The following is a 26,332-nucleotide window of genomic DNA, read 5'->3' on the forward strand; positions in this document are numbered from 1 at the left end:
GCCGGCCGCTGGCCGGCTCTGCACTGTTGATCAACATCATGAGAAGCCGGCCAGCGGCCGGCACCACCGATTCGCCACGGCGGGTTACAGCCAGCCTTTCTGCCGGGCCAGCCGATAGGCCTCGATGCGGTTGGCCACGCCCAGCTTGCCGATGCATTCGGACAGGTAGTTGCGCACGGTGCCGTGCGACAGTCCCAGCTGGGTGGCGATTTCGCTGGCCGAACGGCCATCGCCGGACAGGCGCAGCACCTGGCGTTCGCGGTCGTTGAGCGGGTCGGCCTGCGACCACGCATCCAGCGCCAGCTGCGGGTCGATCGCGCGGCCGCCGTGCTGCACCTGGCGCAGTGCGTCGGCCAGGCGTTCGGCCGGCGCGTCCTTGAGCAGGTAACCGCACACCCCGGCATCCAGCGCGCGGCGCAGGAAGCCCGAGCGCGCGAAGGTGGTGACGATCACCACCTTGATCGGCAGGCCCTGGCGGTTGATCCGCTGGGCCAGTTCCAGCCCGGACAGGCCGGGCATTTCGATATCGGTGACCAGGATGTCCGGCTGCAGCTGCTGCAGCATCCGCCAGGCGCTTTCGCCGTCGGCGGCGCTGCCCAGCACCTCGATATCCGGCTCCAGCCCGAGCAGCGCAGACAACGCGCCGCGCACCATCGCCTGGTCTTCGGCCAATACGATCCGGATCATGGCGCGTGTACCGCCGGCAGGGTGGGGGCGCCCGCCGCCTGGGCAGGCAGCGCAGCCACGGCGGTGGTGGCCGCCGGCAGCGCCACCCGCACCGTCACGCAGGTGCCCTCGCCTTTCAACGACTGCACGGTCAGCGTGCCGCGCAGCGCGGCCACGCGCTCGCGCATGCCGGTCAGCCCATTGCCATCGACATGCGCGCCGCCGCGGCCGTCATCGCGGATTTCCATCACCACATTGCGCCCTTCCTGCTCGAAGCGTACCCAGGCCTGATGCGCCTGCGCATGCCGGGCGATATTGGTGGCCGCCTCGCGCAACACCAGCGACAGCGCGCGTTCGGCCTCCGCCGGCATCGGCGGCGGCGGCATGTAATCCAGGTGCACGTGCTGGTACTCCAGCAACAGCCGCGCCGAAGCCAGCTCGGCGGCCAGGTCGCTGGCGCGGATGCCGGTAACCGCACTGCGCACTTCGGCCAGGGCCTGGCGTGCGATCGCTTCGGCCTCGGCCACTTCGCGCCGCGAGCCGTCCGGGTCGCGCCCGGCCAGCTTGCGCGACAGTTCCAGCTTCAAGGTGATCAGCGACAGCGTATGCCCCAACAGGTCATGCAGGTCGCGGCCGATGCGCTCGCGCTCGGCGGTGGCGGCCAGCCGCCGCACTTCGTCCTGCGACAACTGCAATGCCGCGTCCTTCTCCTGGTTGGCGGTACCCACGTTGACCGCCAGGCTGACGATCACCGCCATGCTGGGAATCCAGATCAGCGCCTGCCACGGGTAGTGGGCCAGCAGCCCGACGACCACGAACAGCGCGTTCAAGCCCGCCAGCTGCAGCAGATAACGCCCGAAGCCACCGCGCCGCGAGACCCGCAGCATCACGCAACCGAAGATGAAGTAGCTTACCGCCGACGGATACCACGCCAGCGGCAGCAGGCCCAAGGCCACCATCGACAGCGCATAGCGCGGGGCGTGATGGCGCGGGGCCAGCAGCACCGCGGTGAACAGGGCCAGGAACAGCGGGTAGGTCACTACGGTCAGCAGCGCCCAACGCAGGCTGTAGCCGCTGCCGAACAGCGGGGTCAGGAACACCCACAGCGACCACAGCAGGTGGATCGCATCGGCCCAGGGCGATTTGCCGCGGCGCAGGTTCTCGGCCATCGCAGAGTCCGGCGCGGGGCGCAGCAGGGAGGCGAGCGGACGCGGCACGGGCAGTTCCAGGGCGGGACGAACAGGCGCGATCATGCCACTTCCAGCCGATGCGCCACAGGCGCCGGGCGGCCAGGCACCGCGCCAGCACGGTGACGCACAGCGGCACCGGCAGCTGCCCCCACCCGACGCTGGGCCGGGTGCAGCCGGGCCGGTGGTGCAATCGGGTCGAACATGGGCAGGCTCCCGTGGCGGACAGGGGCAGCATCGCCGGTCGCGATCGGCCCGCCCAGTGGCCGGCGTCAGCGCAAGCGCATGACAGCTGTCACTGCCGCGATACGGGGCCGGCAGGCATGCTGTGCCCGGCCCGGTGCGCCTGCCGGTTTGCCCCGCCACCGCCGTTGCGGTCACACTCGGCCCGATTCCCCGTCCAGACTCACGATGAACGCATCCGCTGAACTGCTCAAGGAACTCCGCATCGACCGCAAGGCGGGCGCACCGCCGCCGTCCACGCCCCGCCGTGGGCTGTGGATCGCGCTGGCCGTGGTCGCCCTGGTCCTGCTGGCGGGCATCGGCTGGTTCATGTTCGGCCGGCAGCGCCCGATCGAAGTCAGTACCGCGACGGTGGTCGCCATCCAGCAGGGCACCGCCAGCAGTTCGGTACTCGATGCCAGCGGCTACGTGGTAGCCCGGCGCATGGCCACGGTGTCGGCCAAGATCACCGGCAAGGTGCGCGAGGTGATGATCGAGGAAGGCATGCGGGTGGAGGAAGGCCAGGTGATGGCCACGCTGGACCCGATCGATGCCAATGCCCAGCGCAGCCTGTCGGCCTCGCAGCTGGAAGCGGCGCGCAGCCAGCTGTCCGGCCTGCAGGCGCAGGTGGCCCAGGCCGATGCCGAGGCCGGCCGGCTGCAGGCGCTGGTTGGCCAGCAGCTGGTGTCGCGCTCGCAGTTCGACCAGGCCATCGCCCAGCGCGACAGCCTGCGCGCGCAGCTGCGCACCGCCCAGCGCAATACCCGCGTGGCCGACGATGCGCTGGCCATCGCCGACCTGGGGGTGGACAACAACATCGTGCGCGCACCGTTCTCCGGGGTGGTCACCGCCAAGGCTGCCCAGCCGGGCGAGATCGTGTCGCCGCTGTCGGCCGGTGGCGGCTTCACCCGCACCGGCATCGGCACCATCGTGGACATGGAATCGCTGGAGATCGAGGTCGAGGTCGGCGAAGCCTTCATCGGCCGCGTGCAGCCGAAGATGCCGGTGGAAGCCACGCTCAACGCCTATCCGGAGTGGAAGATTCCGGCCGAGGTGATCGCCATCGTCCCCACCGCCGACCGCGGCAAGGCCACGGTCAAGGTGCGCGTGGCGCTGAAGGTGAAGGATCCGCGGATCGTGCCGGAGATGGGCGTGCGGGTCAGCTTCCTGGAAGCGGCCGCACCGGCCCGGGCCGCCGCGCCCACCGGCGTGCGCGTCCCGTCCACGGCACTGGTGCAGCGCGACCAGGCTACCGTGGCCTTCGTGGTCGACCAGGACCAGCGGGTGCAACAGCGCCCGGTCAGCACCGGGATCGCCCTCAACAACGATCGCCAGATCACCGGCGGCCTGCGTGCCGGCGAGGTGGTGGTGGTCAACCCGCCGCCGGAACTGCGCGACGGCGGCAAGGTCGTGGAAAAACAGCCGTAACCGGCAGTGCCGACGCGGCACAGGCCGCAGGGCAAGGTGTGCGCGCCAGCGGTGCCGTACAGGCGCGTGCCGCGCCATGCCGTGCTTCCGTTTTCATTCCCGTTCGATCCTCGGAGAACCACCCATGTCGACCCTGGTTTCGCTCCGCAACATCACCAAGACCTACCAGCGTGGCCCGGAAAAGGTGCAGGTGCTGCACGGCATCGACCTGGACATCCAGAAGGGCGATTTCGTCGCCCTGATGGGCCCGTCCGGCTCGGGCAAGACCACCCTGCTCAACCTGATCGGCGGGCTGGACACGCCCAGCGGCGGCGAGATCGAGATCGAAGGCGAGCGCATCGACCGCATGAGCGGCGGCCAGCTGTCCACCTGGCGCAGCCACCATGTCGGCTTCGTGTTCCAGTTCTACAACCTGATGCCGATGCTGACCGCGCAGAAGAACGTGGAACTGCCGCTGCTGCTGACCCACCTGGGCGCGGCCCAGCGCAGGCGCAATGCCGAGATCGCGCTGACCCTGGTCGGCCTGGCCGACCGCCGCAGCCACCGTCCCAACGAACTGTCCGGCGGCCAGCAGCAGCGCGTGGCGATCGCCCGGGCGATCGTCTCCGACCCCACCTTCCTGATCTGCGACGAACCCACCGGCGACCTGGACCGCCAGTCCGCCGAGGAGATCCTGGGCCTGCTGCAGCAGCTCAACCGCGAACACGGCAAGACCATCATCATGGTCACCCACGACCCCAAGGCCGCCGAGTACGCCACCCATACCGTGCACCTGGACAAGGGCGAACTGGCCAGCGCGCCAGCGGCCCACTGAGGAGGATGCCGCGATGAAGTATTTCTCGCTGGTCTGGGCGCAGCTGTTCCGCAGCAAGACGCGGACGCTGCTGACCCTGTTGTCGGTGGTGGCCGCCTTCCTGTTGTTTGGCATGCTCGATTCGGTGCGCGTGGCGTTCAGTTCCGGTGGCAGCGTGGAAGGGGCCAACCGTCTGATCGTGGCCTCGCGGCTGTCGATCACCCAGTCGCTGCCGATCCGGCTGGAGCCGCAGGTGCGCCAGGTGGCCGGGGTGCGCGATGTCACCTACGGCATGTGGTTCGGTGGCATCTACCAGGACCCGAAGAATTTCTTCGCCAATTTCTCGGTGGCGCCCAATTACTTCGACATCTACCGCGAACTGCAGCTGCCGGCGGCACAGGCCGAAGCCTTCCAGGCCACCCGCACCGGCGCGGTGGTCGGCGAGGCGCTGGCAAAGGAGTTCGGCTGGAAGATCGGCGACACCATTCCCCTGCAGGCCACCATCTTCCCGCGTGGCGGCAGCAACGACTGGCCGCTGCAGCTGGTGGGCATCTACCGCTCCAAGGACCGCACCCTGGCGGCCAACGAAGAACGCCAGCTGATGATGAACTGGAAGTACTTCGACGAATCCAACGACTACATCAAGAACCAGGTCAGCTGGTACACGGTGACCCTGGACAACCCCGCGCACGCCTCGCGCGTGGCCCAGGCGATCGATGCGATCTCGGCCAACTCCGACCATGAAACCAAGACCCAGACCGAATCGGCGTTCCAGCAGGCCTTCGTCAAGCAGTTCGCCGATATCGGCCTGATCGTCACCTCGATCATGGGCGCGGTGTTCTTCACCCTGCTGCTGCTCACCGGCAACACCATGGCCCAGGCGGTACGCGAACGCGTACCCGAGCTGGCCACGCTGAAGACGCTGGGCTTCCAGGACCGCACCGTGCTGGTGCTGGTGATGGTCGAAGCGGTGCTGCTGATCGGGCTGGGCGGGGCGATCGGCATGGGCCTGGCCGCGGCCATCCTGCCGGTGCTGGCGCCGCGCACCATGGGGCTGCTGCCACCGCACGTCCCGGTGCAGACCTGGGTGATGGGGGTGGGCCTGATCGTGCTGATCGGCATCGTGGTGGGGCTGCTGCCGGCGCTGCGCGCCAAGCGGTTGAAGATCGTCGACGCATTGGCTGGCCGCTGAGAAGGAGACCGACATGAACAACAAATGGGTGGCAAACGGGTTGTCGATCCTGGTGCTGCTGGTCGGCCTGGGCGTGTGGATCGCCCTGCCCTGGCCCGGCGTGGTCGCCGTGGCGGTGGCGGTGCTGCTGTGGCTACTGCTGACCCGCAGCGGGCGGCTGGCGCTGGCCGCCACGCGCATCGGTATCGCCAGCCTGCCGCAGCGCTGGGGGGCTTCGTCGGTGGTGGTGGTCGGCATTGCCGGGGTGGTCGGGGTGCTGGTGGCGATGCTGGCGATGAGCGAAGGTTTCCAGGCCACGCTCAATAGCACCGGTGATGAAAGCACCGCGATCGTGCTGCGCGGCGGCTCGCAGGCCGAGACCAATTCGGTGATCACCCGCGACCAAGTGCCGCTGCTGTCCACCCTGCCCGGCGTGGCCAAGGACGAACGCGGCCGTGCGCTGATTTCCCCGGAGCTGTCGCAGGTGGTCAACCTGACCTCCAAGGGCGACGGTACCGACGTCAACGCGCAGTTCCGCGGCGTCGGTGAAATGGCCTGGGCGGTGCACGACAAGATGAAGATCACCCAGGGCCGCCGGTTCACCCCGGGCCTGCGCGAGGTCGTGGTCGGCCAGGGCGCGCAGTCGCAGTTCCGCGGGCTGGAGGTGGGCAGCACGCTCACCCTGGGCAACCAGGCCTGGACCGTGGTGGGCGCCTTTGCGTCCGGCGACGCGCACGATTCGGAGCTGTGGACCGATGCGCAGACCCTGGCCACCACCTACCAGCGCAGCGCCTGGCAGTCGATCAGCGTGCGCACCCTGGGCAAGCCCGGGTTCGAGCAGTTCAAGGCGGCGGTCGGCAGCGATCCGCGGCTGAAGCTGGACGTGGAAACCACCCAGGCGTACTACGCCAAGCAGGGCGGCGGCTTGACCAAGCTGATCAGCGTGCTGGGCACGGTGATCGGCGCGATCATGGCGATCGGTGCGGTGTTCGGCGCGCTCAACACCATGTACGCGGCAGTGGCCACGCGGGCGCGCGAAATCGCCACGATGCGCGCGATCGGTTTCCGCGGGCTGCCGGTGGTCACCGCGATCATGCTGGAGACCATGCTGCTGGCCCTGATCGGCGGCGCGCTGGGCTGCCTGGTGGCGTGGGCGATCTTCAACGGCTACAGCGTGTCCACCATCGGCAGCAACTTCAGCCAGGTGGTGTTCCAGTTCAAGGTCTCCCCGGCGCTGCTGTGGAGCGGGTTGAAGTGGGCGCTGGGGATCGGCCTGGTCGGCGGCTTGTTCCCGGCACTGCGCGCGGCGCGGCTGCCGATCACCAGCGCGCTGCGCGAGACATAACCGGGCGCCGGCCGGCTGCGGTGAACCACGGCGTTGCTGGTGCAGCCGGGCAGAGCCCGGCTCTACGGGGTGCGGCGCCACAGGCTGTCGCCGACAAACAGCAGCAAGCCGGCCCAGATCGCCGCAAAGCCCACCGCCCTGGCGGTATCGAACGCTTCATGGAAGAAGAACACGCCCAGCAGCAGTACCAGGCTGGGCGCGATGTACTGCAGGATGCCCACCAGCGACAACGGGATCCGCTTGACCCCGTAGGCGAAGCCGATCAACGGCAGCGCGGTCACCGCCCCGCCCAGGATCAGCAGTGCGTCGTTGCGCCAGCCCCAGCCCCCGAAGAAGCCGCCGCCGTGGCCGTTCTCGCTCCACAGCGCGAAGCCCAGCGCCGGCAGGAACAGGCACAGGCTTTCCACGCCCAGCCCGGCCACCGGGTCCACCGCGATCATCTTGCGCAGCAGCCCATACAGACCGAACGAACAGGCCAGCCCCAGCGCGATCCACGGCGGCGTGCCGGCGTCCACGGTCAGCCATGCCACGCCCGCGGCCGCACACGCCACCGCCAGCCACTGCAGGCCGCGCAGACGCTCCTTGAGCACCGCCACGCCCAGCACCACGCTGACCAATGGGTTGATGAAGTAGCCCAGGCTGGTTTCGATCACGTGCCCGGCGTTGATCGCCCAGATGTACAGGCCCCAGTTGAAGCCGATCGCCAGGCTGCTGACGGCCAGGGTCGGCAGCGCGCGCGGCTGGGCCAGGATGGTCTTCCACCAGCGCGTGCCGCTGCTCAGCAGCAGCCAGCCCACCACCAGCAGGGTGCTCCAGATAATGCGGTGGGCGATGATCTGCAACGACGGCACCGCATGCAGCAGGTGCCAGTACATCGGCACCAGCCCCCACAGGGTGAAGGTGAAGGCAGTGACCGCAAACCCGCGGCGTTGTTCCTGCAGGCTGGGTTGCACGGGCAGGTTCACTTCGCGCGCGTCCTGGCCAGGGTGAGCACCACCACGCCGGCCAGGATCACCCCCATCGCCAGCAGGTCATGCGCGCCAAACCGCTCGTGGCCGATGATCGCGCCCAGCACCACCGCGATCACCGGGTTGACGTAGGCGTAGCTGCCGGCCAGCGCCGGGCGCACGTTGTGCAGCAGCCACACGTAGGCGGTGAAGGCCACGATCGAACCGAACACGCACAGGTAGGCCACCGCCAGCAGGCCATCCAGGCTCGGCCACTGGGTGGGGCGCTCGCCGCTGGCCAGCCCCAGCGCCACCAGCATCACCCCGCCGCACAGCATCTGCCCGGCGGCGGTCATGAACGGCGCCGGCAGGTCCAGGCCGCGCGCCCAGACCGAGCCGAACGCCCAGCCGATCGGCGCCACCAGCAGCAGGACCAGGCCCTGCGGCGAGGCGGTCAGGCTGCTGCCGGCATTGAGCCAGACCACCCCGACGAAACCGATCGCGATGCCCAGCCATTCGCCACGGCTGGCGTGCTGCCCGCGCAGCGCCCCGAACAGCGCCATCCACAGCGGCACCGACGCCACCGCCGTGGCGGCCAGGCCCGAGGACACCGTGCGTTCGGCCAGCACCACCATGCCGTTGCCCAGCACCAGCATGGTCAGGCCCATGATCGCCAGATTGCGCCACTGGCGCCGGGTCGGCGCCGGCATCCCGCGCCAGCGCAGCACCGCATACATCAGCGAGCCGGCGATGATGAAACGCGCACCGGACACCGTGGTCAACGGCAGCGCGCCGCCCTCCAGCGCCAGCCGGATCCCCAGATAGGTGGACCCCCAGACCACGTACACCAGCAGCAAGGCCAATGCGACCAGGCCGCTACGGGGAGCGGCCGCGGTGGGTTCAGCTGAGGACATGGGGGCAGCGCCATCCGGGAGAACATGGATTTTAGGCCACGGGCTGTCGGTTATCACCCCGGAAAACGGCATGCTGTATCCGCTCACACATCCTGTAAGCCGAAGTGGTTACCCTCAGGGCCAGGCTGCCCGCCTCCGGCAGCTTTCCGACCGTACCGATTCCGTAGAGGACCGTTTCCTGCATGAGCATCTCCCCTGCTTCCGCCACCGCGCCACCGGAGCGTGCCGCGCTGCGGCGTTCGATCTCCAACACGCTCAAGGGTTCGGCCGGCAACCTGGTCGAGTGGTATGACGTCTACGTCTACTCGGTGTTCGCGGTCTATTTCGAGTCGCAGTTCTTCTCGGCCGCCGACAAGAATTCCACCATGTACGTGTGGGCGATCTTCGCGGCCACCTTCCTGATGCGCCCGATCGGGGCGTGGTACTTCGGCCGCTTCGCCGACCGCTACGGGCGCCGGTTGGCGCTGACGGTGTCGGTATCGGTGATGGCCGGCTGCTCGTTCCTGATCGCCATCACCCCCAATGCCGGGCAGATCGGCATCTGGGCGGCGGTGATCCTGTTGTTCGCGCGGCTGCTGCAGGGCTTTGCCACCGGCGGCGAGTACGGCACCAGCGCCACCTACATGTCCGAGGCGGCCATCCCCGGCCGCCGCGGTTTCCTGTCCTCGTTCCACTACGTCACCCTGGTCGGCGGCCATGTGCTGGCGCAGCTGACCCTGCTGGGCATGCTGACCTTCTGGGACAAGCCGCAGATTTCCGAGTGGGGCTGGCGCATCGCCTTCGGCATCGGCGGCATCGCCGCGATCGTGGTGTTCTGGCTGCGCCGCAGCATGGACGAATCGCTGGGCGAGGCCTCGATCGAGGCGGCCAAGGAAGGGCGCGCCAAGGCCTCGGGCTCGATGTACGAATTGTTCGTGCACCAGTGGCGCCCGCTGCTGCTGTGCTTCCTGATCACCGCCGGCGGCACCGTGGCGTTCTACACCTACTCGGTGAACGGGCCGAAGATGATCCAGAGCGCCTTCGCCGGCGACGATGTGATGACCGGGACGCTGATCAACCTGGGCGTGCTGACCTTCCTGATGCTGCTGCAGCCGATCGGCGGCTGGCTGTCGGACATGGTCGGGCGCAAGAGCCTGCTGGTGTTCTTCGGCGTAGGCGGCGTGCTGTACAGCTGGTACCTGGTCACCGAGCTGCCCAACCAGCACGACCCGCTGATGGCCTTCGTGGTGCTGGCGATCGGCTTTGTCATCCTCACCGGCTATACCTCGATCAACGCGGTGGTGAAGGCCGAACTGTTCCCCACCCACGTGCGTGCGCTGGGCGTGGGCTTCGGCTATGCGGTGGCCAACTCGCTGTTCGGCGGCACCGCGCCGTTGCTGTACCAGGCCGCGTTGAAGACCGGCCATGTCGCCCAGTTCGCCATCTATGTCACCGCGGTGATCGCCGTGTCGCTGGTGGTGTACGTGTTCTTCCTGAAGAACAAGGGGCCGAACTGGCTGGACGGCACCCGCAAATAGCCTGCTATCTCAGGGGTTGTCGGGAGCCGGCCAGCGGCCGGCACTACCCGTAGCGACCAACGGACACCTGCCGCGGTCCATCTGGAGAGCGGAGCCCCCTGAGTCAGGGGGCGGCCGCGAAGCGGCAGGGGTCTGGGTGCTGGCAAGAGGGGCCCACGGTTTGCGCAGCAAGGCGTGGGGCGGCAGCGCGCATGCGATGACGCGTCCCCCTCAGCGGCGTGCGGACTCGGTCTTGTCACGCGCTGCGCGGAACTCCGAGCCTTCTTCCCAGTGCGGCCAGCGGCGGCTGTTGGCCAGTTCGGCGCCCAGGTCGTAGACCAGCAGGGTATCGGCGGCATGGCCGCTGGCATCCCAGCCGGGCGTCCAGGCGTCGCAGGCCTGGTGGTAGCAGGCGGCGAAATAGGCGTCGCGCAGCTTGCGGCCTTTTTCCACGCCGCCCTCGCGCATGTCCAGCCCCGGCCCGATGGTGATCGCCGGCACGCCCAGGCGGGCGAAGGCGAAGTGGTCGGCGCGGTAGAAGAAGCCGGCTTCCAGGTTCGGGTCCGGCGAGTAGCGGCGGCCGCGGGCCTTGGCCACGCGTTCAAGATCGCCTTCCAGCGACACCCGGCCCTTGCCCCACGAGGCGATGTCGCGGGTTGGGCCATCGGGGCTGAACATCTCGATATTGATCACCGCCGCGGTCTTGTCCAGCGGCGCCAGCGGGTGCGCGGCGTAGTAGCTGGCACCGAGCAGGCCCTTTTCCTCGGCGGTGAGCGCGACGAAATACAGGCTGCGCTGCGGCTGCGGGCCGGCGGCGAATACCCGGCCCAGTTCCAGCACGGTGGCCACGCCGGTGGCGTTGTCGATCGCGCCACGGCGGATGCGGTCGCCCTTGGCATCGGGCTGGCCGATGCCGAAGGCATCCCAGTGCGCCGAGAAGATCACCGCTTCATCGGCATGCGCACCGCCGGGCAGCTTGGCCACCACGTTGCGGGTGACCACCTGCTCGCGCTTGAGCTTGAACGCCACCGACAAGGTGGCATCGCCCAGCGCGACCGGCTTGAACGCGGCGGTCATCGCGCGGCGCTTTTCGGCGTCGAAATCCAGCCCGGCAGCGGCGAACAACTGCTCGGCCAGGCTGCGCTGCATCCAGCCGCGCACCGGCACGTGCTGGGCCAGCGCCTGTTCGGGGCTGCGCTCGATGTCGAACAGCGGCGAGGTGCCCGAACTCTTCACCGTGGCCCAGCCATAGGCGGCCGGGGCGGTCTCATGCACGATCAGCACGCCCTGCGCGCCGCGCCGTGCGGCTTCCTCGAACTTGTAGGTCCAGCGGCCGTAATAGGTCACCGCCTTGCCGTCGAAGGCGCCGGAGCGGTCGGCTTCGAAATCGGCATCGTTGATCAGTACCACGGCGATCTTGCCGTGCAGGTCGACGTCCTTGTAGTCGTCCCACTGCCGCTCGGGCGCATCGATGCCGTAGCCGATGAACACCAGCGGTGCGTCCTGGATGTCCACCGCCTGCTGCGGGCGCAGGCTCTGCAGGGTGACATCCTCGCCATTGACCAGCGCGCGCGACTTGCCCTTCTGGCGCAGCTGCGCACGCACCGGGCCATCGACCTGGGCGCGCACCATCGGCACCGGCTGCACCCAGCTGCCATCCACGCCACCGGGCTGCAGGCCGTACTTGCTGAATTCTTCGATCAGGTACTGGACGGTGCGCTCTTCGCCGGGGCTGGCCGGCGCGCGGCCTTCGAATTCATCGGAGGCCAGGATGCGTACGTGCCGCGACAGCGCCTGCGGGTCGATGCCGCCGCCGGGCAGGTCATTGGCCGCGTGGGCCAGGCCGCCCACGAACAGGCAGGACGACAGCAGCAGCATGCGCATCGGATTCACGGCAGACACCAGGCGGAAAACGGAATGCCAAAGTGTAACGTGACACTTGCATGACCGGATGCTGCGTTCAGCGCCGGTCACGATCCAGCCAGCAAGCCAGGCCCTGCGCGTTGAGTTCGATGTCCATGGCCAGCACCGCGGCCACCTGTGCATCGTCCAGCCTGCAGCCATGCACCTGCGCGCGCTCCAGGTACAGCGCGGTCAACGCCGCGACCAGGCAGCGGTGACGGTCCGGGCGGCCATCGCATTGCCGGGCGATCCCGACCATCGCATCGATCTGCTCGACCAGCTGCGCGGCCAGCGCCGGCACCTGTTCCACCCGCCCGTAGTGGGTCAGGTACATCGCCTGCGGCTGGTAGGCCAGCATCCGCGCGATCGACTGTTTCAGCGGTTCGGGCTCGAACTGCACCGGCGAGGAGGTCGGCACGATGAAGGCGCCGCGGTCGCTATCCAGCTCGCGGTAGGACAGCCCGAAGGTGTCGCCGGTGAACCAGCTGCGGCTGCGCGCATCCCACACGCACAGGTGGTGCCTGGCATGCCCGGGCGTATCCAGGCACAGCAGCGGGCGCCCGGCCAGGTCGAGCCGGTGGCCGTCGTCGGCGACCACCACGCGCGCGGCGGCCACCGGCAGGATCGGCCCATAGCTGCGCGCGATTTCCTCCTCGCCGTAGACCTCGGTGGCGCCGGCGATCAACCGCGCCGGGTCGATCATGTGCGGCGCGCCACGCCGGTGCACCAGCAGGCGGGCATTGGGCAGCTGCTGCATCAGCAGGCCGGCGCCGCCGGCATGGTCCAGGTGCACATGGGTGAGGATCAGCCAGTCCACCGCCTCGGGCGTGCAGCCGGCGCGCGCCAGCGCAGCCAGCATCGCCGGCACCGACAACCCGGTGCCGCAGTCGATGAACGCCGCACGGCCGTGCTCGACGATCAGGTAGGCGGCATCGAAATCATCGCGCTGGAACGCCGTGTCGATGGTGTGGATGCTGGGGTCGACGGACATCGGTGCTTCCCTGGCGAAGTTCGCCCCATCTTAGGGCGATCCGTGCACCGGCTTCGATGCGGCTTTGGTCGCACGCCGCGCCAGCCACGAGGCGCGCAGCACGATCGCGGCCGTCATCGCTGCCAGGAAGGCGCCGTAGGCGTACAGCACGGCCAGCACCTGGCGCCAGATCGGCCCGGCGTCATCCTGCACCACGCCGATGTGGTGGCCCCACAGCATCGCGGCGATGCTCAGCACCAGGGCCACCAGCAGCGTGACAGCATCGAACAGGCGCCGCGCCGCGTGCCGCGGTTGCCGCGGGAACAGCCAGAACAGGGTGCCCAGCAACGCGAACCAGGGCAGGAACAACAACAACGACAACCAGGCCATCGCAGTCTCCCCTTCAGGATGCCCGCATCATGCCATGGAGCTTGAGTGGCCGCGCCCGGGTGGTGCCGGCCGCCGGCCGGCTCCTCGCGATGCCGCGTTCCGTGGGAAGCCGGCCAGCGGCCGGCACTACTCGCGCAGCGCCTGCAACGCGGCCAGCACCACGTCCACTTCGGCTTCCAGCTTGAACAGCTCGCTCTGCAGGCCGTCACCGTGTTCGGTCTGCTTGAGCACCCCGATCAGCTGGCCGGCATCGCGCGGCGAATCGAAGCCGCCGCTCTGGATCAGCAGGCTGCCATCGCCGTCCAGCAGCTTGAAATAGAAGCGCCCATCCTTCTCGCGATACTGCTTGAACAACGGCGGTGCCGCGCGCGCCACGCTGTCATCGTCGCCGGCCAGGCCGCCGGCGCTGGACAGGTCGCGCAGGCCCACCGCGTGGCGCAGTTCGGCCAGCAACGGCACCGCGTACTGCTCGCGCAGCTGCTGGCCACGCCGGCGCAGCAGCGCCTCGATCTTGTGCGGCTCGGCCATCAGCGCGTCGTAACGTTCGCGCAGCGGGGTCAGTTCGGCATCGATGCGCTCGAACAGCTGCTGCTTGGCATCGCCCCAGCTGATGCCGTCGGCAAATGCCTGCGCAAATGCAGCCGTCTGCTCGGCGCTGGCGAAGGCCTGGTACATCTGGAACAGCGCCGAGCCCTCGGTGCTCTTGGGCTCGCCCGGTGCACGCGAATCGGTGAGGATGGAGAACACCAGCTTCTTCAGCTCCGCACGCGGGGCGAACAGCGGAATGGTGTTGTGGTAGCTCTTGCTCATCTTGCGCCCGTCCAGGCCGGCCAGGGTGGCCACCTGCTCGTCGATCACCACCTCCGGCAACGGGAAGTACTCCCTGCCGTAGACGTGGTTGAAGCGCTGGGCGAAATCGCGCGCCATCTCGATGTGCTGGATCTGGTCGCGGCCGACCGGCACACGGTTGGCCTTGAAGATCAGGATGTCGGCGGCCATCAGCACCGGATACATGAACAGGCCCGCGCTGACCCCGGCATCGTCGTCGAGCTGCTCTTCGCGGTTCTTGTCCACCGCCGCCTTGTAGGCGTGGGCGCGGTTGAGGATGCCCTTGCCGGCGATGACGGTCAGGAACCACATCAGCTCGGTGGTTTCGGGGATGTCGCTCTGCCGGTAGAACCACACCTTGTCCGGGTCCAGGCCACAGGCCAGCCAGCTGGCGGCGATCTCCAGGGTCGAACGCTGGGTCCGCTCCGGCTGCTGCGCCTTGATCAGGCTGTGCAGGTCGGCCAGGAAGAAGAAGCTCTCGATGCCCGACGCCTGGCTGGCCGCGATGGCCGGACGGATGGCGCCCACGTAGTTGCCCAGGTGGGGGGTGCCGGAGGGGGTGATGCCGGTAAGAACGCGGGTGGTCATAGGGAAATCATTACGGACAGTTGAACGCCCCCAGTTTACCTGCCCGCGTGCAACCCCGTTGGCCGGGCTGGCGCGTTCAATCCCCTACCTGACCCCGGATGCCTGCCATGAAACGCCTGACCCTGCCCCTGCTGGCCGTGCTGATGCTGTGCGGCTTCACCCGTGTGGCGCCCCCGCGCAACGATGCCGGCCCGGTGTCGCTGCAGATCCTGGACCGCGATGCCGGACAGTTGCTGGACCAGTACCGCCAGGGCCCGCAACGCTGGGTGGCCGGCCGCCAGGGCCATCGCTACAGCGTGCGGCTGCACAACGACAGCGGCCAGCGGGTGCTGGTGGTGCTGTCGGTGGATGGCCTGAACGCGATCACCGGCGAGGTCGCCGGCCCCGCCCAGACCGGCTATGTGCTCGACCCGTGGCAGACCGCCGACATCAGCGGCTGGCGCAAATCGTCCCGGGAAGTGGCCCAGTTCGTGTTCACCGACCCCGGCCGCAGCTACGCCGCACGCACCGGCCGCGCCGACAACATCGGGGTGATCGGCATCGCGGTGTTCAACGAGGCCAGCCGTTACCTGCCGGAGCCGGCAGCGCCGCCGATCGCGCGGCCCGGGCGCCCGGCCCTGCGCCGCCAGATCCAGGGCGAAGCAGCCGCGGACATGGCGTCCAGCGCTGAACGCGCCGCACCGGCCCCGCAGCTGGGCACCGGCCATGGCCAGCGCGAGACCTCGCTGGTGGACAACACCAGCTTCGAACGCGCCAGCAGCATGCCCGCCCAGCGCGTGGACGTGCGCTACGACAGCGCGCGCAACCTGATCGCGCGCGGCATCATGCCGGCCCGGCTGCCGCGTGGCGAAGAGGCACCGCAGGCGTTCCCGAACAGCTACGTGCCCGATCCGCCGGCGCGCGGCTGGCGCTGAATCCTGGCCGGGCCGCAAAACAACAGGCGGGCCGCATGAGCGGCCCGCCTGTTGTCATACCCCCGGCGGCCAACGCCGCCTCACTGCACCGTTACAACGGCATCAGTGGTAATCCGGATATTCCTTGCGCATGGCTTGTTCGAAGTCACGCACCTCGGTTTCGGCGCGGTCGCGCGCCCAGCCGTAGCGTTCCTGCAGGCGGCCGGCCAGGTACTCGGCGTTGCCTTCGGCCACCTTGAAATCGTCGTCGGTCAGGTCGCCCCACTTGGCCTGCGCCTTGCCCTTGAGCTGGGTCCACTTGCCGGAAATGATGTCTTTGTTCATGGGTTCGCTTCCTTGGGTTGCAACGGCATCATCGCCGTGCAGACAGCTTGCGGCCGACGACGTTTGGCGACGGTCAAGCGCGGATGAAACGCGCGCTCACCTGCTTGAACGGGCGCTGGCCCGGCACCCCACGACAGGCAAGAAAAAAGGCCGGGGAAATCCCCGGCCTTTTTCATTGCGGCACTGATCGGTGGATCAGTTGCCCTTGGCAGCGTCTTCAACCTTCTCGCCAGCCTTCTGCACATCCTTGCCGGCACCGGCAACGGTGTTGCAGCCCGACAGCACGGCCACCGAGAACATCGACAACAGCATCAGTGCGATAACACGCTTCATGGGGTTCTCCTGTTTATTCAATTCGACACCGAAATCCGGTCCCACCTGTCAGATGAGCTGCCAGTGCGGTCAGCACTTGCCGTCGCTGCAGTCGCCTGCCTTGTCCTCGACCTTCTCACCGGCTTTCTGCATGTCCTTGCCAGCACCGGCCATGGTGTTGCAGCCACTGAGCATGGCCGTGGAAAACAGACCCAACAGCAACAGGGAAATGACGCGCTTCATGATTGCTCCTCTTCCTGATCGCGGTGGCGTCGATGCCGTCGCCGACACTGCCGCCGCGTGAGATGCAATCTGGCGGCAGCGGCGTGCAGTTCATGTGAACGCACGCCGCCGCTGTTCAGCCAGCCGCCGGAAAGACCCGCCGGCGGGCCTCAGTCGCGCATCAGGGTGGATTTGCCAAACAGGCTTTCCACCAGGTCCACCGCCAGCACGGCGGTGCTGTTGCGGTTGTCCAGCAGCGGATTCAACTCGACGATATCCAGCGAGCCCATGCGCCCGGTGTCGGCGATCATCTCCATCACCAGCTGCGCCTCGCGGTAGTTGACCCCGCCGGGCACGGTGGTGCCCACGCCCGGGGCGATGCTCGGGTCGAGGAAGTCCACATCGAAACTCACGTGCAGGTGGGTGTTGGCATCGATGCCCTGCAGCGCCGCTTCCATGGTGCGCTTCATGCCCGCCTCATCGATGTAGCGCATGTCGTACACGTCCACCTGGTGCTGCTTGATCAGGCGTTTTTCCTCCTGGTCCACCGAACGGATGCCGATCTGGTGCACCTGCTGCGGGCGGATCGCCGGCGCATCGCCACCCAGCCGGGTCAACGCATCCGGGCCGAGGCCGCACAGGCAGGCCACCGGCATGCCATGCACATTGCCCGACGGCGTCACCTCGCTGGTGTTGAAATCCGAATGCGCGTCCAGCCACAGCACGCGCAGGGTCTTGCCCTGCTCGCGGCACCAGCGCGCCACCGCGGTGATCGAGCCGATGCCCAGGCAATGGTCGCCGCCGAGCATGATCGGCATGCGCCCGGCCTGTAGTTCGGCATAGGTGGCGTCCATCAGCGCGCGGTTCCAGGCCACTACTTCGTCCAGGTGGCGGTAACCCTGCACCGGCGCGGTCCAGGGGTTGCGCGGCCCGTCCAGGTTGCCCAGGTCGCGCACGTCCACGCCGCGGGCGGTCAGCGCTTCGGCCAGGCCGGCAATGCGCAGCGCATCGGGGCCCAACCCCGCACCACGGTGGCCGGCCCCGATGTCGGTGGGAACGCCGATCAGGGAAACCGGGGAATACATCGCCATCGCTGCTGCTCCATTGCAAAGGAGCACAGTCTAGCCAGCGCAGCCCCCCGCTACCTGCGGCGGTGCAGCAGGTAGCTACCGACCGTTGGTCGGTAGACGACACGCAGGTCGGTAGACATCACGCAGGTCGGTAAACGTCACCTTGGCCGGTAGACGTCACGTGGGGTCGATGGTGGTGCCGGCACCCGGATTCGAACTGGGGACCTACCGCTTACAAGGCGGTTGCTCTACCAACTGAGCTATGCCGGCATCGGCACGGCGAGCGGCACGGGGCCGTCGCGGACCACGGATTCTAGCGCAAGCGCGCGCAATCCAGCGAACGCTGTTGTGCCGCACCGCTGCGCTGGCGGGCACCGGCCGGGTCGGCCTGGCCGGCCAGGGTCGCATCCAGCCACCACTGCGCGCTGCCATCGCCGCCGCTGGCCACCAGCCGGGCGTTGAAGCCGGCGGCGCTGAGCGCGGCCATGCGCCGGTCGGCGCCTTCGCGGTTGCGGTACTGGCCCAGCGCGATGGCATTGGTTTCTTCGCCCTGGGCAATGATGTAGTAGTCGCTCAGGCCGGCCGCCACGATGCGCTTGACCGTGGCCTGGGCTTCTTCGCGGCTGGCCGCGGCCGGCAATACCACCCGGTAGCGGGTGGCACCGGCGTCGGCGACCTCACGCAGGCGGGCGCCGCGCAGCAGCGAACCCGCCTTGGCCTGCGCGGCCTGGGCGGCGGCACGGTCGGCGAACGGCCCCAGGCTCAGGCATTGCGCGGGCACCGGTGCGGCAGTGGGCGGCGGGGGTGCCACGGCCGGCGCAATGACTGCGGTGGCCGTGGCAGGCGCCGCGGCGGGCGCCACGGGCGTCGGGCTGGGCGCTGGAGTTGCGGGGGCGGCGGCTGGCGCAGGCGTGGCGGCGGGGGTCACATCATCCAGCGCTGCGGTGGGTGCGGCGGCAACGGCCGGTGCCGGCGTGGACACCGCCGGCAGCAGCTGCAGTTGCGCGACGCCACGCGCCGGTTCGGGCGCCGGCGGCACCGGTTCGCCACGCAGCATCCACCACAGCGCCACCCCCAGGTTGAGGATGACCAGCACGACGATCAGGGCACGGGTAAGCATGCGGGCGATCCTACCGTGCCGCCGGTGGCTGGTGCACCGCCCAGCGCGCCAGGCCGTCCAGCACCAGCGACGGCTGGAACTGCGCATCGGCCAGCAGCGGCAGCAGCGCCGGCGCGCCGCCACCGTGCACCAGCAGGGTCGGCAGGCTGCCGAGCACGCCGGCGGCCTGCACGCGGCTGCGTTCGATCAGCGCCACCGCCGCACCATCGCAGCCGGAGGCCAGCGCATCGGCGGTGTCATCGGCGAATTCGCGGTAATCGCCGCCGCTGGCCGGCAGCTGCACGGCGCGCGCATGCAGCGCCTCGCGCATGGTGGTGGGCGAGGCGGCGATGCGGCCGCCGTGGTGGCGGCCATCGGCGTCGAGCAGGTCGATGGTCAGCGCGGTGCCCACCCCGGCCACGATCACCGGCTGCTGGCGCTGCGCCGCCGCCAGCAGGGCCAGGAACCGGTCCACCCCGAACCTGGCCGGGTCGGCATAGGCGATGCGCACGCCGGCATGCTCGGCGGTGGTACGCACCACCTGCACCCGGCCGAACCGCGCCTGCAGCACGGCCAGCATCGCCGCGGTCAGCGTCGGTGCGGCCACGCTGGCCACATAGGCGGTGTCGCCCTGCGGCAGGGCGGCCAGGGCCGGCGCCGGCATCGCCTCGACACCGTGCGGCCAGGCCTGCACCGCACCGGCCCGCGCGTCCAGCAACGGGGCGAACTTGAACCGCGAATTGCCCAGGTCGAACAACCAGTCGCTCATTGCGCCCTCACGCTGACTTCGCCGGCATGGAACAGCCGCTCGCTGCCGCCGATGCGCACGCGCAGCGCGCCGTCGTCGGCCAGGCCCAGTGCCTGCCCCTCGTACCAGTCATCGCCCTCCTGCACCCGCACCGCGCGGCCGGCCAGGCAGTCCAGCGCGGCATAGCGCGGCAGGAACGGGGCCAGGCCATCGGCCTCGAAGGCCTCCAGCGCCGGCAGCAGGCGGGCCAGGATGCCGGCCACCACCGCGTTGCGGTCGACCGCGCGGGCGCCGGCCAGGGTGGCCAGGTCGGTCCAGGGCTGGGTGATCTGCGCGGCGAACAGGGCCGGCATGCGTACGTTGACGCCCAGCCCGATCACCGCGCGGGCCGGGCCGGCGAACTCGCCGCCGCCCTCGACCAGCAGGCCGCCCAGCTTGTGGCCATCGACCACCAGATCGTTGGGCCATTTCAGCGCCATCCCGGCAAAGCCCTGCGCGCGCAGCGCCTCGGCCACCGCCACGCCGGCCACCAGGCTCAGCCCGCCCAGCCGCGACAGCCCGCCGGCGAAGCCGCGCAGCACCGACAGGTAGACATGGGCGGCCAGCGGCGAGGACCAGGCCCGGCCGCGACGGCCACGGCCGCCGGTCTGGCGCTCGGCCAGCAGCACCGCCGAGCCGCGCTCAGGCGCGCTGCAGCGCAGCAATTCGCTGTTGGTCGAACCCACGCTCCAGGCGATCTCCAGCGAGGCCAACAGCGGTACCAGCGTCGCCGGCAGCGCAGCATGCAAGGTGTCGGCATCGAGCAGGTCCAGGGTCTGCTGCAACTGGTAGCCGTCCCCGGCGCGCCCGTCGATGGCAATGCCGGAAGCCCTAAGCCCTTGAATTCGCTTCCAAATTGCAGCGCGGGTGTGGCCCAGCTCGCGGGCCAGTGCATCGCCGGACAGGCGCCCGGCGCCCAGTTTGGCCAGCAGTTGGCGGTCGTCCACGGCAGCTTCCATCAGGTAATCGGCAAAATTATGCGGGAAAGCCGCGCCCGGTGCCCGCCGGGCGGTCTTCCAACGCGGCCGCTGAATCGGGCTAGAATCGAAGACTGTCCCGTTCCTACGGATGTCGACGATGCGCCCGTTCGCCCCCTGCCTGATCCTGCTGATGGCTCCCATGGCCGCGCATGCTTCCGATGCGCTGACCAGTTCGGGGCGGGGTGGCTGTGTGTATTCGCCGACCGACAACGAACGTACTCCCCCCGCATCGGCGGCCCCGGCGGCGCGCGCGCCGGCCACGGCCAAGCCGGCAGCCAGCGGCGGTACCAGCAGCGGCGGCGGCGGCGATGACGATGTGCTGCCGCGCCTGCGCGCCCCGAAATGGCACAGTTTCCTGCCCGGCATGTTCCGCTGATCGAACGCATGTGGGGTTGGTTGCGGCGCACGCCGCGCACGATTGATCCGGCGTTGTGGCAGCAGGCCTGCCAGCGCGGCCCGTGGTTGCAGGCGCTGGATGCGCCGCGGCGCGAGCGCCTGGCCGCGCTGAGCGCGCGCTTCCTGCACGAAAAGACCATCAGCCCGGTCGGCGGCCTGCAGCTGGACCAGGCCGATGGCGTGCTGCTGGCGGCGTTGTGCTGCCTGCCGCTGCTGGAACTGGGCGAGATCGGCCTGCGCGGCTGGTCGCAGCTGATCGTCTACCCCGATGCGTTCCGGGTGCAGCGCAGCCATGTCGATGCCGCCGGCGTGCTGCATGAGTGGGACGACGAGCTGATCGGCGAATCCTGGGACAGTGGTCCGTTGATCCTGTCCTGGGCCGACATCCAGGCCGACATCGCCGACCCGCATGCCGGCTATTGCGTGGCGGTGCATGAGATGGCGCACAAGATCGACGCGCTGGACGGGGCGATCGACGGCACCCCGCCGCTGCCGCGAACCTGGCAGAAGCAATGGGCCGCCGATTTCCAGGCGGCCTACGATGGCTTCTGCGCACGGGTGGATGCCGGCCGGCCGACGCGTATCGACCCATATGCGGCCGAGGCGCCGGAAGAATTCTTCGCGGTGGCCACCGAATACCATTTTTCCGCGCCGGACCTGCTTGAGCAGGAACTGCCGACGGTGGCCGCGCATCTGCGCCGGTTCTATGGGGCTCCGCCGGGGTTTGCCGGTACCGACCAACGGTCGGTACCTACCGGGTAGATGGGGTCGATGACCGGCGGTTGGATGGCGGCGACATCCGGCGGGTCGATGACGTCGGCGCCTGGCGGGTAGGCATCGACCGTTGGTCGATGCGCGCGGTGGTCACGGCCCCGGCGGCAGCTGCACTTCAAAGCGCGCCCCGCCCAGCTCGGGCGAACGCTTGACCTGCAGTTCGCCGCGGTAGTCCTTGATCAGGTCCTGCACGATCGACAGGCCGATGCCGTGGCCCTGTACGCGCTCATCGCCGCGCACACCGCGCTGCAGCACCTTGGCGATGTCCTCCGGGGCGATGCCCGGGCCATCGTCGTCCACCGACAGCACCAGCCCGGGGCGGCGCGCGCCCGGCGCCGGCAGCGGCCTGGCGGTGAGCAGCACGCGCCGGTTGGCCCACTTGAAGGCGTTCTCCAGCAGGTTGCCGAGCAGTTCCTGCAGGTCGCCGGGCTCGCCATGGAAGCGCGCGGCGGCATCGATGTCGAACTCGCACAGCACGCCCTTGCCGGCGTAGACCTTTTCCAGCCCCCGCACGATTTCTTCGGCATTGGACTCGATCGGCAACGGCGCCGAGAACAGCTTGTGGCCCGACGAGGCCGCGCGCGCCAGCTGGTAGGACACCAGGTTGTTCATGCGCCGCAGCTGCACGTCAAATTCCTCGCGCAGGTCCTGGTCGTGCGCGCCGCTGTCGAGCTGGGTACGCAGCACCGCCAGCGGGGTCTTCAGGCTGTGCGCCAGGTCGGCCAGGGTGTTGCGCTGGCGCTCCAGGTTCTCGCGCTCGCTCTCGATGAAGGCATTGATGCTGTCGGTCAGCGGTTCCAGCTCGCGCGGATGACGCTCGCTCATGCGCTCGGTTTCACCGCGCTGGACCTTGGTCAACTCGGTGATCACCCGCCGCATCGGGCGCAGGCTCCATTGCAGGATCACGGTCTGCAGCATCAGCAGGATCAGGCCGGCGCCGCCCATCCAGAACCAGACCCGGCCGCGGAACACGCGCAGCTGCGCGCCCAGCGCGCGCGAGTCTTCCATCACGTAGATGGTGTACGGGAATTCGGTGGCCGGGTCGGCGTCGGCGTCCCACACCAGGCCCCAACCGTAGCGGTAGACCGCGCCGGGGCTGCCATCGATCTGGATCATCGGCAAAGGACCTTCGAACACTTCCTGGCGTGGGGCCAGCAGCCCGGCGGTAGGCAGCATCGGGCCTTCGGCCGACAACGAATTGCCCTTGCCTTCGGGCATCACCACCTGCAGGTACAGGCCGCTGCCTGGCGTGTCGAAACGCGGATCCGGCGGCTGCTCGCGGATGTACAGCGAGCGGTCGCGGGTGAAGTCGATCCCGGCCGCATAGGCGCGGGCGTAGTTCTTCAGGCGTTCCTGCAGGTTGGCGCGCGCGGTATCGGCAAAGGCCGCATCCAGCGCGTAGCCGGCGATCGCCAGGAACGCCACCAGGCCCACCGAGGCGGCCAGCAACTGGCGCGCCTGCAGCGAGCGCGGCCGCCAGCGTTTAAAGAACCACAGACGGCCTGACATCATTCAATCGCCGGTTTAGCGGCTCAGCCCTCGTTGCGCGGAATCGCGAACCGATAGCCGCGGCCACGCACGGTTTCGATCGGCTTGAGTTCGCCGTCGGCATCGAGCTTCTTGCGCAGGCGGCCGATGAACACTTCCAGCACGTTGGAGTCGCGGTCGAAATCCTGCTGGTAGATGTGCTCGGTGAGATCGGCCTTGGAGACCAGTTCACCGGCATGCATCATCAGGTATTCGAGCACCTTGTACTCGTAGCTGGTGAGGTCCACGTTGCTGCCGGCGACGCTGACCGTCTGCGCGGCCAGATCCAGCGCGACCGGGCCGCATTCCAGGGTCGGCTTGCTCCAGCCGGCGGCACGGCGCAGCAGCGCATTGACGCGGGCCAGCAGTTCTTCGACATGGAACGGCTTGACCAGGTAGTCGTCGGCGCCCTGCTTGAGGCCCTCGACCTTGTCCTGCCAGCTTGAGCGGGCAGTGAGGATCAGCACCGGGAATTTCTTGCCCTCGTCGCGCAGCGCCTTGATCAGTTCCATGCCCGACATCTTGGGCAGGCCCAGATCGATGATGCCGACGTCGAACGGCACTTCGCGGCCCATGTACAGACCTTCCTCACCGTCCTGCGCGGCATCGACGGCAAAGCCTTCGCGCTTGAGCCGGGCTGCCAGTGTTTCCCGCAGCGGGGCTTCGTCTTCGACCAGAAGGATACGCATGAACTCTCCCTAGTTTCCTGGGTATGGCCGGGGCCAGTGGGTGACAAACAGATGACTGCGGACAACTATCCCCGTTCAGGGGTTATCGCCGCGTAGTGATGACATATCCGAACGCGGGGGGCGGGGCTGTGAACGCGATGGCGCGGCGTCGTCCATGTAGCGGACCCGGCCCCGGTCGTCCATGTACTTGACCCGGTTGATGTCGCGCCCGTCGAACGGCACCCGCTCGGCGCCCAGAATGTGGCCGCCGGTGGTGCGCTGGACGCGGCGCACCGCATCGGACAGCGAACGCTCCTGCGGGGCACCGCGCGCGGCCCGGACCATCTCGGCACGGGCCGGCTCCGGTGGTTCCTGCGCCGCGACACTGCCGATGGCGGCAGCGGCGCCCGTCGCCAGCAGGGCGAGGACGACAACATGGCGGTGGCAGGTCACGGAGAACATCGGTCTGATCCTAGCGGAGCGCGGCAAAACGTTCAAAATGTGTGAATCGACAACTGCCCGCCGAGGCCGGCACTTTACGAATCTTTAGCGAATTCTTGGTTTTACGCAGTGAATCCGGTCTGAACTTTTCCGCCTGCCTCTCGATGCCGTTCATCTAAGTGAACATTGGCGGCTATAGCGTGCTGCTTGTCAAGTCAGCAGGGTGATGCCGTTCACGCTGCGACCCGTTCGGCCTGGGCGCGGGTCACCGCCAGCGCCTGCTCGATCAGGGTCCAGTCGGCCCCTGCGCGGTGCGCGCCCTCGCTGAGCACCTGGCGGAACGCGCGGCCGCCGGGCTGGCCGTGGTACAGGCCCAGCAGGTGGCGGGTGATGTGTTTCAGCGCCAGGCCGCGGCCGAGCTGCTCGTCGATGTAGGGGCGCATGGCGCGCAGCAAGGCCTCGCGCGGCAGCAGCGGCGCGCCGGTCTGGGCGGCCTCCAACCGGTGCAGCAGGTAGGGATCGTGGTAGGCCGCCCGGCCCAGCATCACCCCGTCCAGCGCCGGCAGCTGCGCCTGGGCGGCCTCGACCGTGGCCAGGCCGCCATTGAGCACGACCTGCAGTTGCGGGCGGTCGGCCTTGAGCTGGTGGGCCCACTCGTAGCGCAGCGGCGGTACCTCGCGGTTTTCCTTCGGCGACAGCCCCTTCAGCCAGGCGTTGCGGGCATGCACGATAAACATCGCGCTGCCGGCGTTGGCCGATTGATCGACGAAGTTCAGGAAGTTTTCGTAGCTGTTGTCTTCATCCACGCCCAGCCGGCACTTCACCGTGATCGGGATTTCGACCGCCCCGGCCATGGCCGCCACGCACTCGGCCACCAGGGCCGGTTCGCGCATCAAGCAGGCGCCGAAGCGCCCGGCCTGGACCCGGTCGGAGGGGCAGCCACAGTTGAGGTTGACCTCGTCATAGCCCCAGTCCTGAGCGATCCGCGCGGCCTGGGCGAGCAGGGCCGGGTCGCTGCCGCCCAGCTGCAGGGCCAGCGGCTGTTCGCTGCGATCAAAACCCAGCAGGCGCTCGCGGTCGCCCTGGATCACCGCATTGGCGTGCACCATCTCGGTATACAGCCGCGCACCCGGTGCCAGCAGCCGGTGGAAGTACCGGCAATGGCGGTCGGTCCAGTCCATCATCGGGGCGACGGACAGGCGCAGGGAGGCGGTGTAACGTGCCGCAGCGTCGGAGGCAGGCTGGGTCATGGGCGTTCTGGGATCAAGATTCACTGGCAATGCCAGCGCAATCAACAGTTTACCCCCTCGGCATGAACGCTGTCCGTTGTCGGGCTTGGCTCGCCGCAAAGACGAGAGCGCATCGGACCGGGTTCCGTCTCCAGATGCTCCGTAACGTTGCGAAACACGGCCGCCGACCTAGTCAGATGCCAGCAATGGCTACCGCTCCGACTGGCTATTGCAGGCTGGTTCCATTTGCGGCCGGAATCTCACTTCAAGACACTCGCGATTGTTTCAACAGGGACGAGGTGATAGACAACGAGCTAAGCGAAAAAGACTGTCCAAAGGAAGCCTCATGCACATGGAAAGATCCAGGCTATCTGTTGTTTTAACTGCTCTGCTGGCAAGCGCATCAGCCCCAGCTGCAGCAGATATCGGGACGTTAAGCAGAGCGAACTGCCTGGGATTCGTCAACGAATCCGTCACCTATGACAGGCCTCAGCTGCGAAATTTCTACGGCACAGCGTTGAGTGATCATCTTCCGCTGGGAGATCTCATCTCCGCACACATGTTGTCTAGCCCTGATCAGTTGCTTTCATGGCGGCATTACGCAGGCGACACCAACGATAGTGAAGTTATGAAGGTGAACGGTTATCACAGCTGGATGCTCATGGATGAGAACTTCAATCTCATTGAGCACGGCACCCGCGAAACGTCCACCGTTGACTGCAGCGTTACGGAATGGTGATCG

General features: G+C 68.5%; 28 protein-coding genes and 1 tRNA gene. 9 read left to right on the plus strand and 20 right to left on the minus strand.

Annotated elements, in window-relative coordinates:
• Window positions 1-84: 84 nt before the first annotated feature.
• Entirely contained in the window at window positions 85-687 is a 603-nt protein-coding gene (locus tag IC535_RS00225) for a response regulator transcription factor (RefSeq protein ID WP_228884557.1), read from the minus strand.
• Entirely contained in the window at window positions 684-1,919 is a 1,236-nt protein-coding gene (locus tag IC535_RS00230) for a sensor histidine kinase (RefSeq protein ID WP_228884558.1), read from the minus strand. The genes IC535_RS00225 and IC535_RS00230 overlap by 4 nt, the downstream gene beginning before the upstream one ends.
• Before the next feature lie 345 nt (window positions 1,920-2,264).
• Here IC535_RS00230 and IC535_RS00235 point away from each other — a divergent pair, with 345 nt between their 5' ends.
• The 4 genes from IC535_RS00235 to IC535_RS00250 all read left to right on the plus strand — a co-directional run bounded on the left by IC535_RS00235 (window position 2,265) and on the right by IC535_RS00250 (window position 6,812).
• Window positions 2,265-3,503 carry an efflux RND transporter periplasmic adaptor subunit gene (locus IC535_RS00235; protein WP_228884559.1) on the plus strand — a complete coding sequence of 413 codons (1,239 nt, stop codon included), beginning with the start codon at window positions 2,265-2,267 and terminating at the stop codon, window positions 3,501-3,503.
• A gap of 124 nt (window positions 3,504-3,627) precedes the next feature.
• Window positions 3,628-4,317: an ABC transporter ATP-binding protein gene (locus IC535_RS00240; RefSeq protein WP_228884560.1), complete on the plus strand. Its 690-nt coding sequence runs from the start codon at window positions 3,628-3,630 to the stop codon at window positions 4,315-4,317.
• A 13-nt stretch (window positions 4,318-4,330) separates the two neighbouring features.
• Window positions 4,331-5,488, plus strand: a complete 1,158-nt coding sequence (locus tag IC535_RS00245) for an ABC transporter permease (protein WP_228884561.1) — start codon at window positions 4,331-4,333, stop codon at window positions 5,486-5,488.
• Window positions 5,489-5,501: 13 nt separating this feature from the next.
• The gene (locus IC535_RS00250) at window positions 5,502-6,812 is read left to right on the plus strand and encodes an ABC transporter permease (RefSeq protein ID WP_228884562.1); all 1,311 of its coding nucleotides are present in this window, start codon (window positions 5,502-5,504) and stop codon (window positions 6,810-6,812) included.
• A 62-nt stretch (window positions 6,813-6,874) separates the two neighbouring features.
• Here IC535_RS00250 and rarD read toward each other — a convergent pair whose 3' ends face one another.
• A complete protein-coding gene (gene rarD / locus IC535_RS00255) occupies window positions 6,875-7,777 on the minus strand; it encodes an EamA family transporter RarD (RefSeq protein WP_228884563.1) in 903 nt (300 codons plus the stop codon).
• Window positions 7,774-8,673 (minus strand): drug/metabolite exporter YedA, encoded by a 900-nt coding sequence (gene yedA / locus IC535_RS00260; RefSeq protein WP_228884564.1) that lies wholly within the window; start codon window positions 8,671-8,673, stop codon window positions 7,774-7,776. The genes rarD and yedA overlap by 4 nt, the downstream gene beginning before the upstream one ends.
• A 182-nt stretch (window positions 8,674-8,855) precedes the next feature.
• On the opposite strand from yedA, the gene IC535_RS00265 reads away from it, so the two are divergent.
• The gene (locus IC535_RS00265) at window positions 8,856-10,190 is read left to right on the plus strand and encodes an MFS transporter (protein WP_228884565.1); all 1,335 of its coding nucleotides are present in this window, start codon (window positions 8,856-8,858) and stop codon (window positions 10,188-10,190) included.
• 210 nt (window positions 10,191-10,400) lie between these two features.
• Here the strand turns inward: IC535_RS00265 and IC535_RS00270 are convergent, their stop codons facing one another.
• From IC535_RS00270 to IC535_RS00285, 4 genes are all read right to left on the minus strand, one after another.
• Window positions 10,401-12,053 (minus strand): M28 family metallopeptidase, encoded by a 1,653-nt coding sequence (locus IC535_RS00270; RefSeq protein WP_228884883.1) that lies wholly within the window; start codon window positions 12,051-12,053, stop codon window positions 10,401-10,403.
• A gap of 76 nt (window positions 12,054-12,129) precedes the next feature.
• On the minus strand, window positions 12,130-13,062 hold the full coding sequence (locus IC535_RS00275; protein ID WP_228884566.1) for an MBL fold metallo-hydrolase: 933 nt from the start codon (window positions 13,060-13,062) through the stop codon (window positions 12,130-12,132).
• Window positions 13,063-13,092: 30 nt separating this feature from the next.
• Window positions 13,093-13,431, minus strand: coding sequence for a hypothetical protein (locus tag IC535_RS00280; RefSeq protein WP_228884567.1), 339 nt, complete (start codon window positions 13,429-13,431; stop codon window positions 13,093-13,095).
• Window positions 13,432-13,557: 126 nt separating this feature from the next.
• On the minus strand, window positions 13,558-14,847 hold the full coding sequence (locus IC535_RS00285; RefSeq protein ID WP_228884568.1) for a tryptophan--tRNA ligase: 1,290 nt from the start codon (window positions 14,845-14,847) through the stop codon (window positions 13,558-13,560).
• Window positions 14,848-14,954: 107 nt separating this feature from the next.
• Here IC535_RS00285 and IC535_RS00290 point away from each other — a divergent pair, with 107 nt between their 5' ends.
• On the plus strand, window positions 14,955-15,761 hold the full coding sequence (locus tag IC535_RS00290) for a hypothetical protein (RefSeq protein ID WP_228884569.1): 807 nt from the start codon (window positions 14,955-14,957) through the stop codon (window positions 15,759-15,761).
• 102 nt (window positions 15,762-15,863) lie between these two features.
• On the opposite strand, the gene IC535_RS00295 is transcribed toward IC535_RS00290, so the two are convergent.
• The 8 genes from IC535_RS00295 to birA form a co-directional block, all read right to left on the minus strand.
• On the minus strand, window positions 15,864-16,085 hold the full coding sequence (locus tag IC535_RS00295) for a CsbD family protein (RefSeq protein WP_228884570.1): 222 nt from the start codon (window positions 16,083-16,085) through the stop codon (window positions 15,864-15,866).
• A 195-nt stretch (window positions 16,086-16,280) separates the two neighbouring features.
• The gene (locus IC535_RS00300; protein WP_228884571.1) at window positions 16,281-16,418 is read right to left on the minus strand and encodes an entericidin A/B family lipoprotein; all 138 of its coding nucleotides are present in this window, start codon (window positions 16,416-16,418) and stop codon (window positions 16,281-16,283) included.
• 69 nt (window positions 16,419-16,487) lie between these two features.
• Entirely contained in the window at window positions 16,488-16,640 is a 153-nt protein-coding gene (locus tag IC535_RS00305; RefSeq protein WP_228884572.1) for an entericidin A/B family lipoprotein, read from the minus strand.
• 149 nt (window positions 16,641-16,789) lie between these two features.
• Complete coding sequence (gene rocF / locus IC535_RS00310; RefSeq protein WP_228884573.1) at window positions 16,790-17,710, minus strand: arginase; 921 nt, start codon at window positions 17,708-17,710, stop codon at window positions 16,790-16,792.
• A 173-nt stretch (window positions 17,711-17,883) separates the two neighbouring features.
• Window positions 17,884-17,959: transfer RNA gene (locus IC535_RS00315), tRNA-Thr, on the minus strand.
• 43 nt (window positions 17,960-18,002) lie between these two features.
• The gene (locus IC535_RS00320; protein ID WP_228884574.1) at window positions 18,003-18,809 is read right to left on the minus strand and encodes an SPOR domain-containing protein; all 807 of its coding nucleotides are present in this window, start codon (window positions 18,807-18,809) and stop codon (window positions 18,003-18,005) included.
• A 10-nt stretch (window positions 18,810-18,819) separates the two neighbouring features.
• Window positions 18,820-19,557: a type III pantothenate kinase gene (locus tag IC535_RS00325; RefSeq protein WP_228884575.1), complete on the minus strand. Its 738-nt coding sequence runs from the start codon at window positions 19,555-19,557 to the stop codon at window positions 18,820-18,822.
• The gene (gene birA / locus IC535_RS00330; protein ID WP_228884885.1) at window positions 19,554-20,522 is read right to left on the minus strand and encodes a bifunctional biotin--[acetyl-CoA-carboxylase] ligase/biotin operon repressor BirA; all 969 of its coding nucleotides are present in this window, start codon (window positions 20,520-20,522) and stop codon (window positions 19,554-19,556) included. The genes IC535_RS00325 and birA overlap by 4 nt, the downstream gene beginning before the upstream one ends.
• 130 nt (window positions 20,523-20,652) lie before the next feature.
• On the opposite strand from birA, the gene IC535_RS00335 reads away from it, so the two are divergent.
• The gene (locus IC535_RS00335; RefSeq protein ID WP_228884576.1) at window positions 20,653-20,931 is read left to right on the plus strand and encodes a hypothetical protein; all 279 of its coding nucleotides are present in this window, start codon (window positions 20,653-20,655) and stop codon (window positions 20,929-20,931) included.
• Window positions 20,898-21,713: a zinc-dependent peptidase gene (locus IC535_RS00340; RefSeq protein ID WP_228884577.1), complete on the plus strand. Its 816-nt coding sequence runs from the start codon at window positions 20,898-20,900 to the stop codon at window positions 21,711-21,713. The genes IC535_RS00335 and IC535_RS00340 overlap by 34 nt, the downstream gene beginning before the upstream one ends.
• Window positions 21,714-21,815: 102 nt before the next feature.
• Here the strand turns inward: IC535_RS00340 and IC535_RS00345 are convergent, their stop codons facing one another.
• The 4 genes from IC535_RS00345 to dusA form a co-directional block, all read right to left on the minus strand.
• A complete protein-coding gene (locus tag IC535_RS00345) occupies window positions 21,816-23,234 on the minus strand; it encodes an ATP-binding protein (RefSeq protein ID WP_228884578.1) in 1,419 nt (472 codons plus the stop codon).
• 23 nt (window positions 23,235-23,257) lie between these two features.
• A complete protein-coding gene (locus IC535_RS00350; protein WP_228884579.1) occupies window positions 23,258-23,941 on the minus strand; it encodes a response regulator transcription factor in 684 nt (227 codons plus the stop codon).
• A gap of 75 nt (window positions 23,942-24,016) precedes the next feature.
• Complete coding sequence (locus IC535_RS00355; protein ID WP_228884580.1) at window positions 24,017-24,382, minus strand: hypothetical protein; 366 nt, start codon at window positions 24,380-24,382, stop codon at window positions 24,017-24,019.
• 212 nt (window positions 24,383-24,594) lie between these two features.
• A complete protein-coding gene (dusA, locus tag IC535_RS00360; protein WP_228884581.1) occupies window positions 24,595-25,611 on the minus strand; it encodes a tRNA dihydrouridine(20/20a) synthase DusA in 1,017 nt (338 codons plus the stop codon).
• A 325-nt stretch (window positions 25,612-25,936) separates the two neighbouring features.
• On the opposite strand from dusA, the gene IC535_RS00365 reads away from it, so the two are divergent.
• Window positions 25,937-26,329, plus strand: a complete 393-nt coding sequence (locus tag IC535_RS00365; protein WP_228884582.1) for a hypothetical protein — start codon at window positions 25,937-25,939, stop codon at window positions 26,327-26,329.
• Window positions 26,330-26,332 lie beyond the last annotated feature (3 nt).

Source organism: Stenotrophomonas rhizophila (genome assembly GCF_020857975.1).
GTDB lineage: Bacteria > Pseudomonadota > Gammaproteobacteria > Xanthomonadales > Xanthomonadaceae > Stenotrophomonas > Stenotrophomonas rhizophila_C.

Bases quoted from the DNA above. Each gene is read 5' to 3' on its own strand.
- IC535_RS00340 (WP_228884577.1), top strand. From the start codon at position 20,898: ATGGCACAGTTTCCTGCCCGGCATGTTCCGCTGATCGAACGCATGTGG.
- IC535_RS00305 (WP_228884572.1), bottom strand. From the start codon at position 16,640: ATGAAGCGCGTCATTTCCCTGTTGCTGTTGGGTCTGTTTTCCACGGCC.
- IC535_RS00365 (WP_228884582.1), top strand. From the start codon at position 25,937: ATGCACATGGAAAGATCCAGGCTATCTGTTGTTTTAACTGCTCTGCTG.
- dusA (WP_228884581.1), bottom strand. From the start codon at position 25,611: ATGACCCAGCCTGCCTCCGACGCTGCGGCACGTTACACCGCCTCCCTG.
- IC535_RS00320 (WP_228884574.1), bottom strand. From the start codon at position 18,809: ATGCTTACCCGTGCCCTGATCGTCGTGCTGGTCATCCTCAACCTGGGG.
- IC535_RS00280 (WP_228884567.1), bottom strand. From the start codon at position 13,431: ATGGCCTGGTTGTCGTTGTTGTTGTTCCTGCCCTGGTTCGCGTTGCTG.
- IC535_RS00355 (WP_228884580.1), bottom strand. From the start codon at position 24,382: ATGTTCTCCGTGACCTGCCACCGCCATGTTGTCGTCCTCGCCCTGCTG.
- IC535_RS00290 (WP_228884569.1), top strand. From the start codon at position 14,955: ATGAAACGCCTGACCCTGCCCCTGCTGGCCGTGCTGATGCTGTGCGGC.
- IC535_RS00300 (WP_228884571.1), bottom strand. From the start codon at position 16,418: ATGAAGCGTGTTATCGCACTGATGCTGTTGTCGATGTTCTCGGTGGCC.
- IC535_RS00250 (WP_228884562.1), top strand. From the start codon at position 5,502: ATGAACAACAAATGGGTGGCAAACGGGTTGTCGATCCTGGTGCTGCTG.
- IC535_RS00295 (WP_228884570.1), bottom strand. From the start codon at position 16,085: ATGAACAAAGACATCATTTCCGGCAAGTGGACCCAGCTCAAGGGCAAG.
- yedA (WP_228884564.1), bottom strand. From the start codon at position 8,673: ATGTCCTCAGCTGAACCCACCGCGGCCGCTCCCCGTAGCGGCCTGGTC.
- IC535_RS00325 (WP_228884575.1), bottom strand. From the start codon at position 19,557: ATGAGCGACTGGTTGTTCGACCTGGGCAATTCGCGGTTCAAGTTCGCC.
- IC535_RS00225 (WP_228884557.1), bottom strand. From the start codon at position 687: ATGATCCGGATCGTATTGGCCGAAGACCAGGCGATGGTGCGCGGCGCG.
- IC535_RS00265 (WP_228884565.1), top strand. From the start codon at position 8,856: ATGAGCATCTCCCCTGCTTCCGCCACCGCGCCACCGGAGCGTGCCGCG.
- IC535_RS00275 (WP_228884566.1), bottom strand. From the start codon at position 13,062: ATGTCCGTCGACCCCAGCATCCACACCATCGACACGGCGTTCCAGCGC.
- IC535_RS00240 (WP_228884560.1), top strand. From the start codon at position 3,628: ATGTCGACCCTGGTTTCGCTCCGCAACATCACCAAGACCTACCAGCGT.
- IC535_RS00345 (WP_228884578.1), bottom strand. From the start codon at position 23,234: ATGTCAGGCCGTCTGTGGTTCTTTAAACGCTGGCGGCCGCGCTCGCTG.
- IC535_RS00230 (WP_228884558.1), bottom strand. From the start codon at position 1,919: ATGATCGCGCCTGTTCGTCCCGCCCTGGAACTGCCCGTGCCGCGTCCG.
- IC535_RS00285 (WP_228884568.1), bottom strand. From the start codon at position 14,847: ATGACCACCCGCGTTCTTACCGGCATCACCCCCTCCGGCACCCCCCAC.
- IC535_RS00245 (WP_228884561.1), top strand. From the start codon at position 4,331: ATGAAGTATTTCTCGCTGGTCTGGGCGCAGCTGTTCCGCAGCAAGACG.
- IC535_RS00350 (WP_228884579.1), bottom strand. From the start codon at position 23,941: ATGCGTATCCTTCTGGTCGAAGACGAAGCCCCGCTGCGGGAAACACTG.
- IC535_RS00270 (WP_228884883.1), bottom strand. From the start codon at position 12,053: ATGCGCATGCTGCTGCTGTCGTCCTGCCTGTTCGTGGGCGGCCTGGCC.
- rocF (WP_228884573.1), bottom strand. From the start codon at position 17,710: ATGGCGATGTATTCCCCGGTTTCCCTGATCGGCGTTCCCACCGACATC.
- IC535_RS00235 (WP_228884559.1), top strand. From the start codon at position 2,265: ATGAACGCATCCGCTGAACTGCTCAAGGAACTCCGCATCGACCGCAAG.
- IC535_RS00335 (WP_228884576.1), top strand. From the start codon at position 20,653: ATGCGCCCGTTCGCCCCCTGCCTGATCCTGCTGATGGCTCCCATGGCC.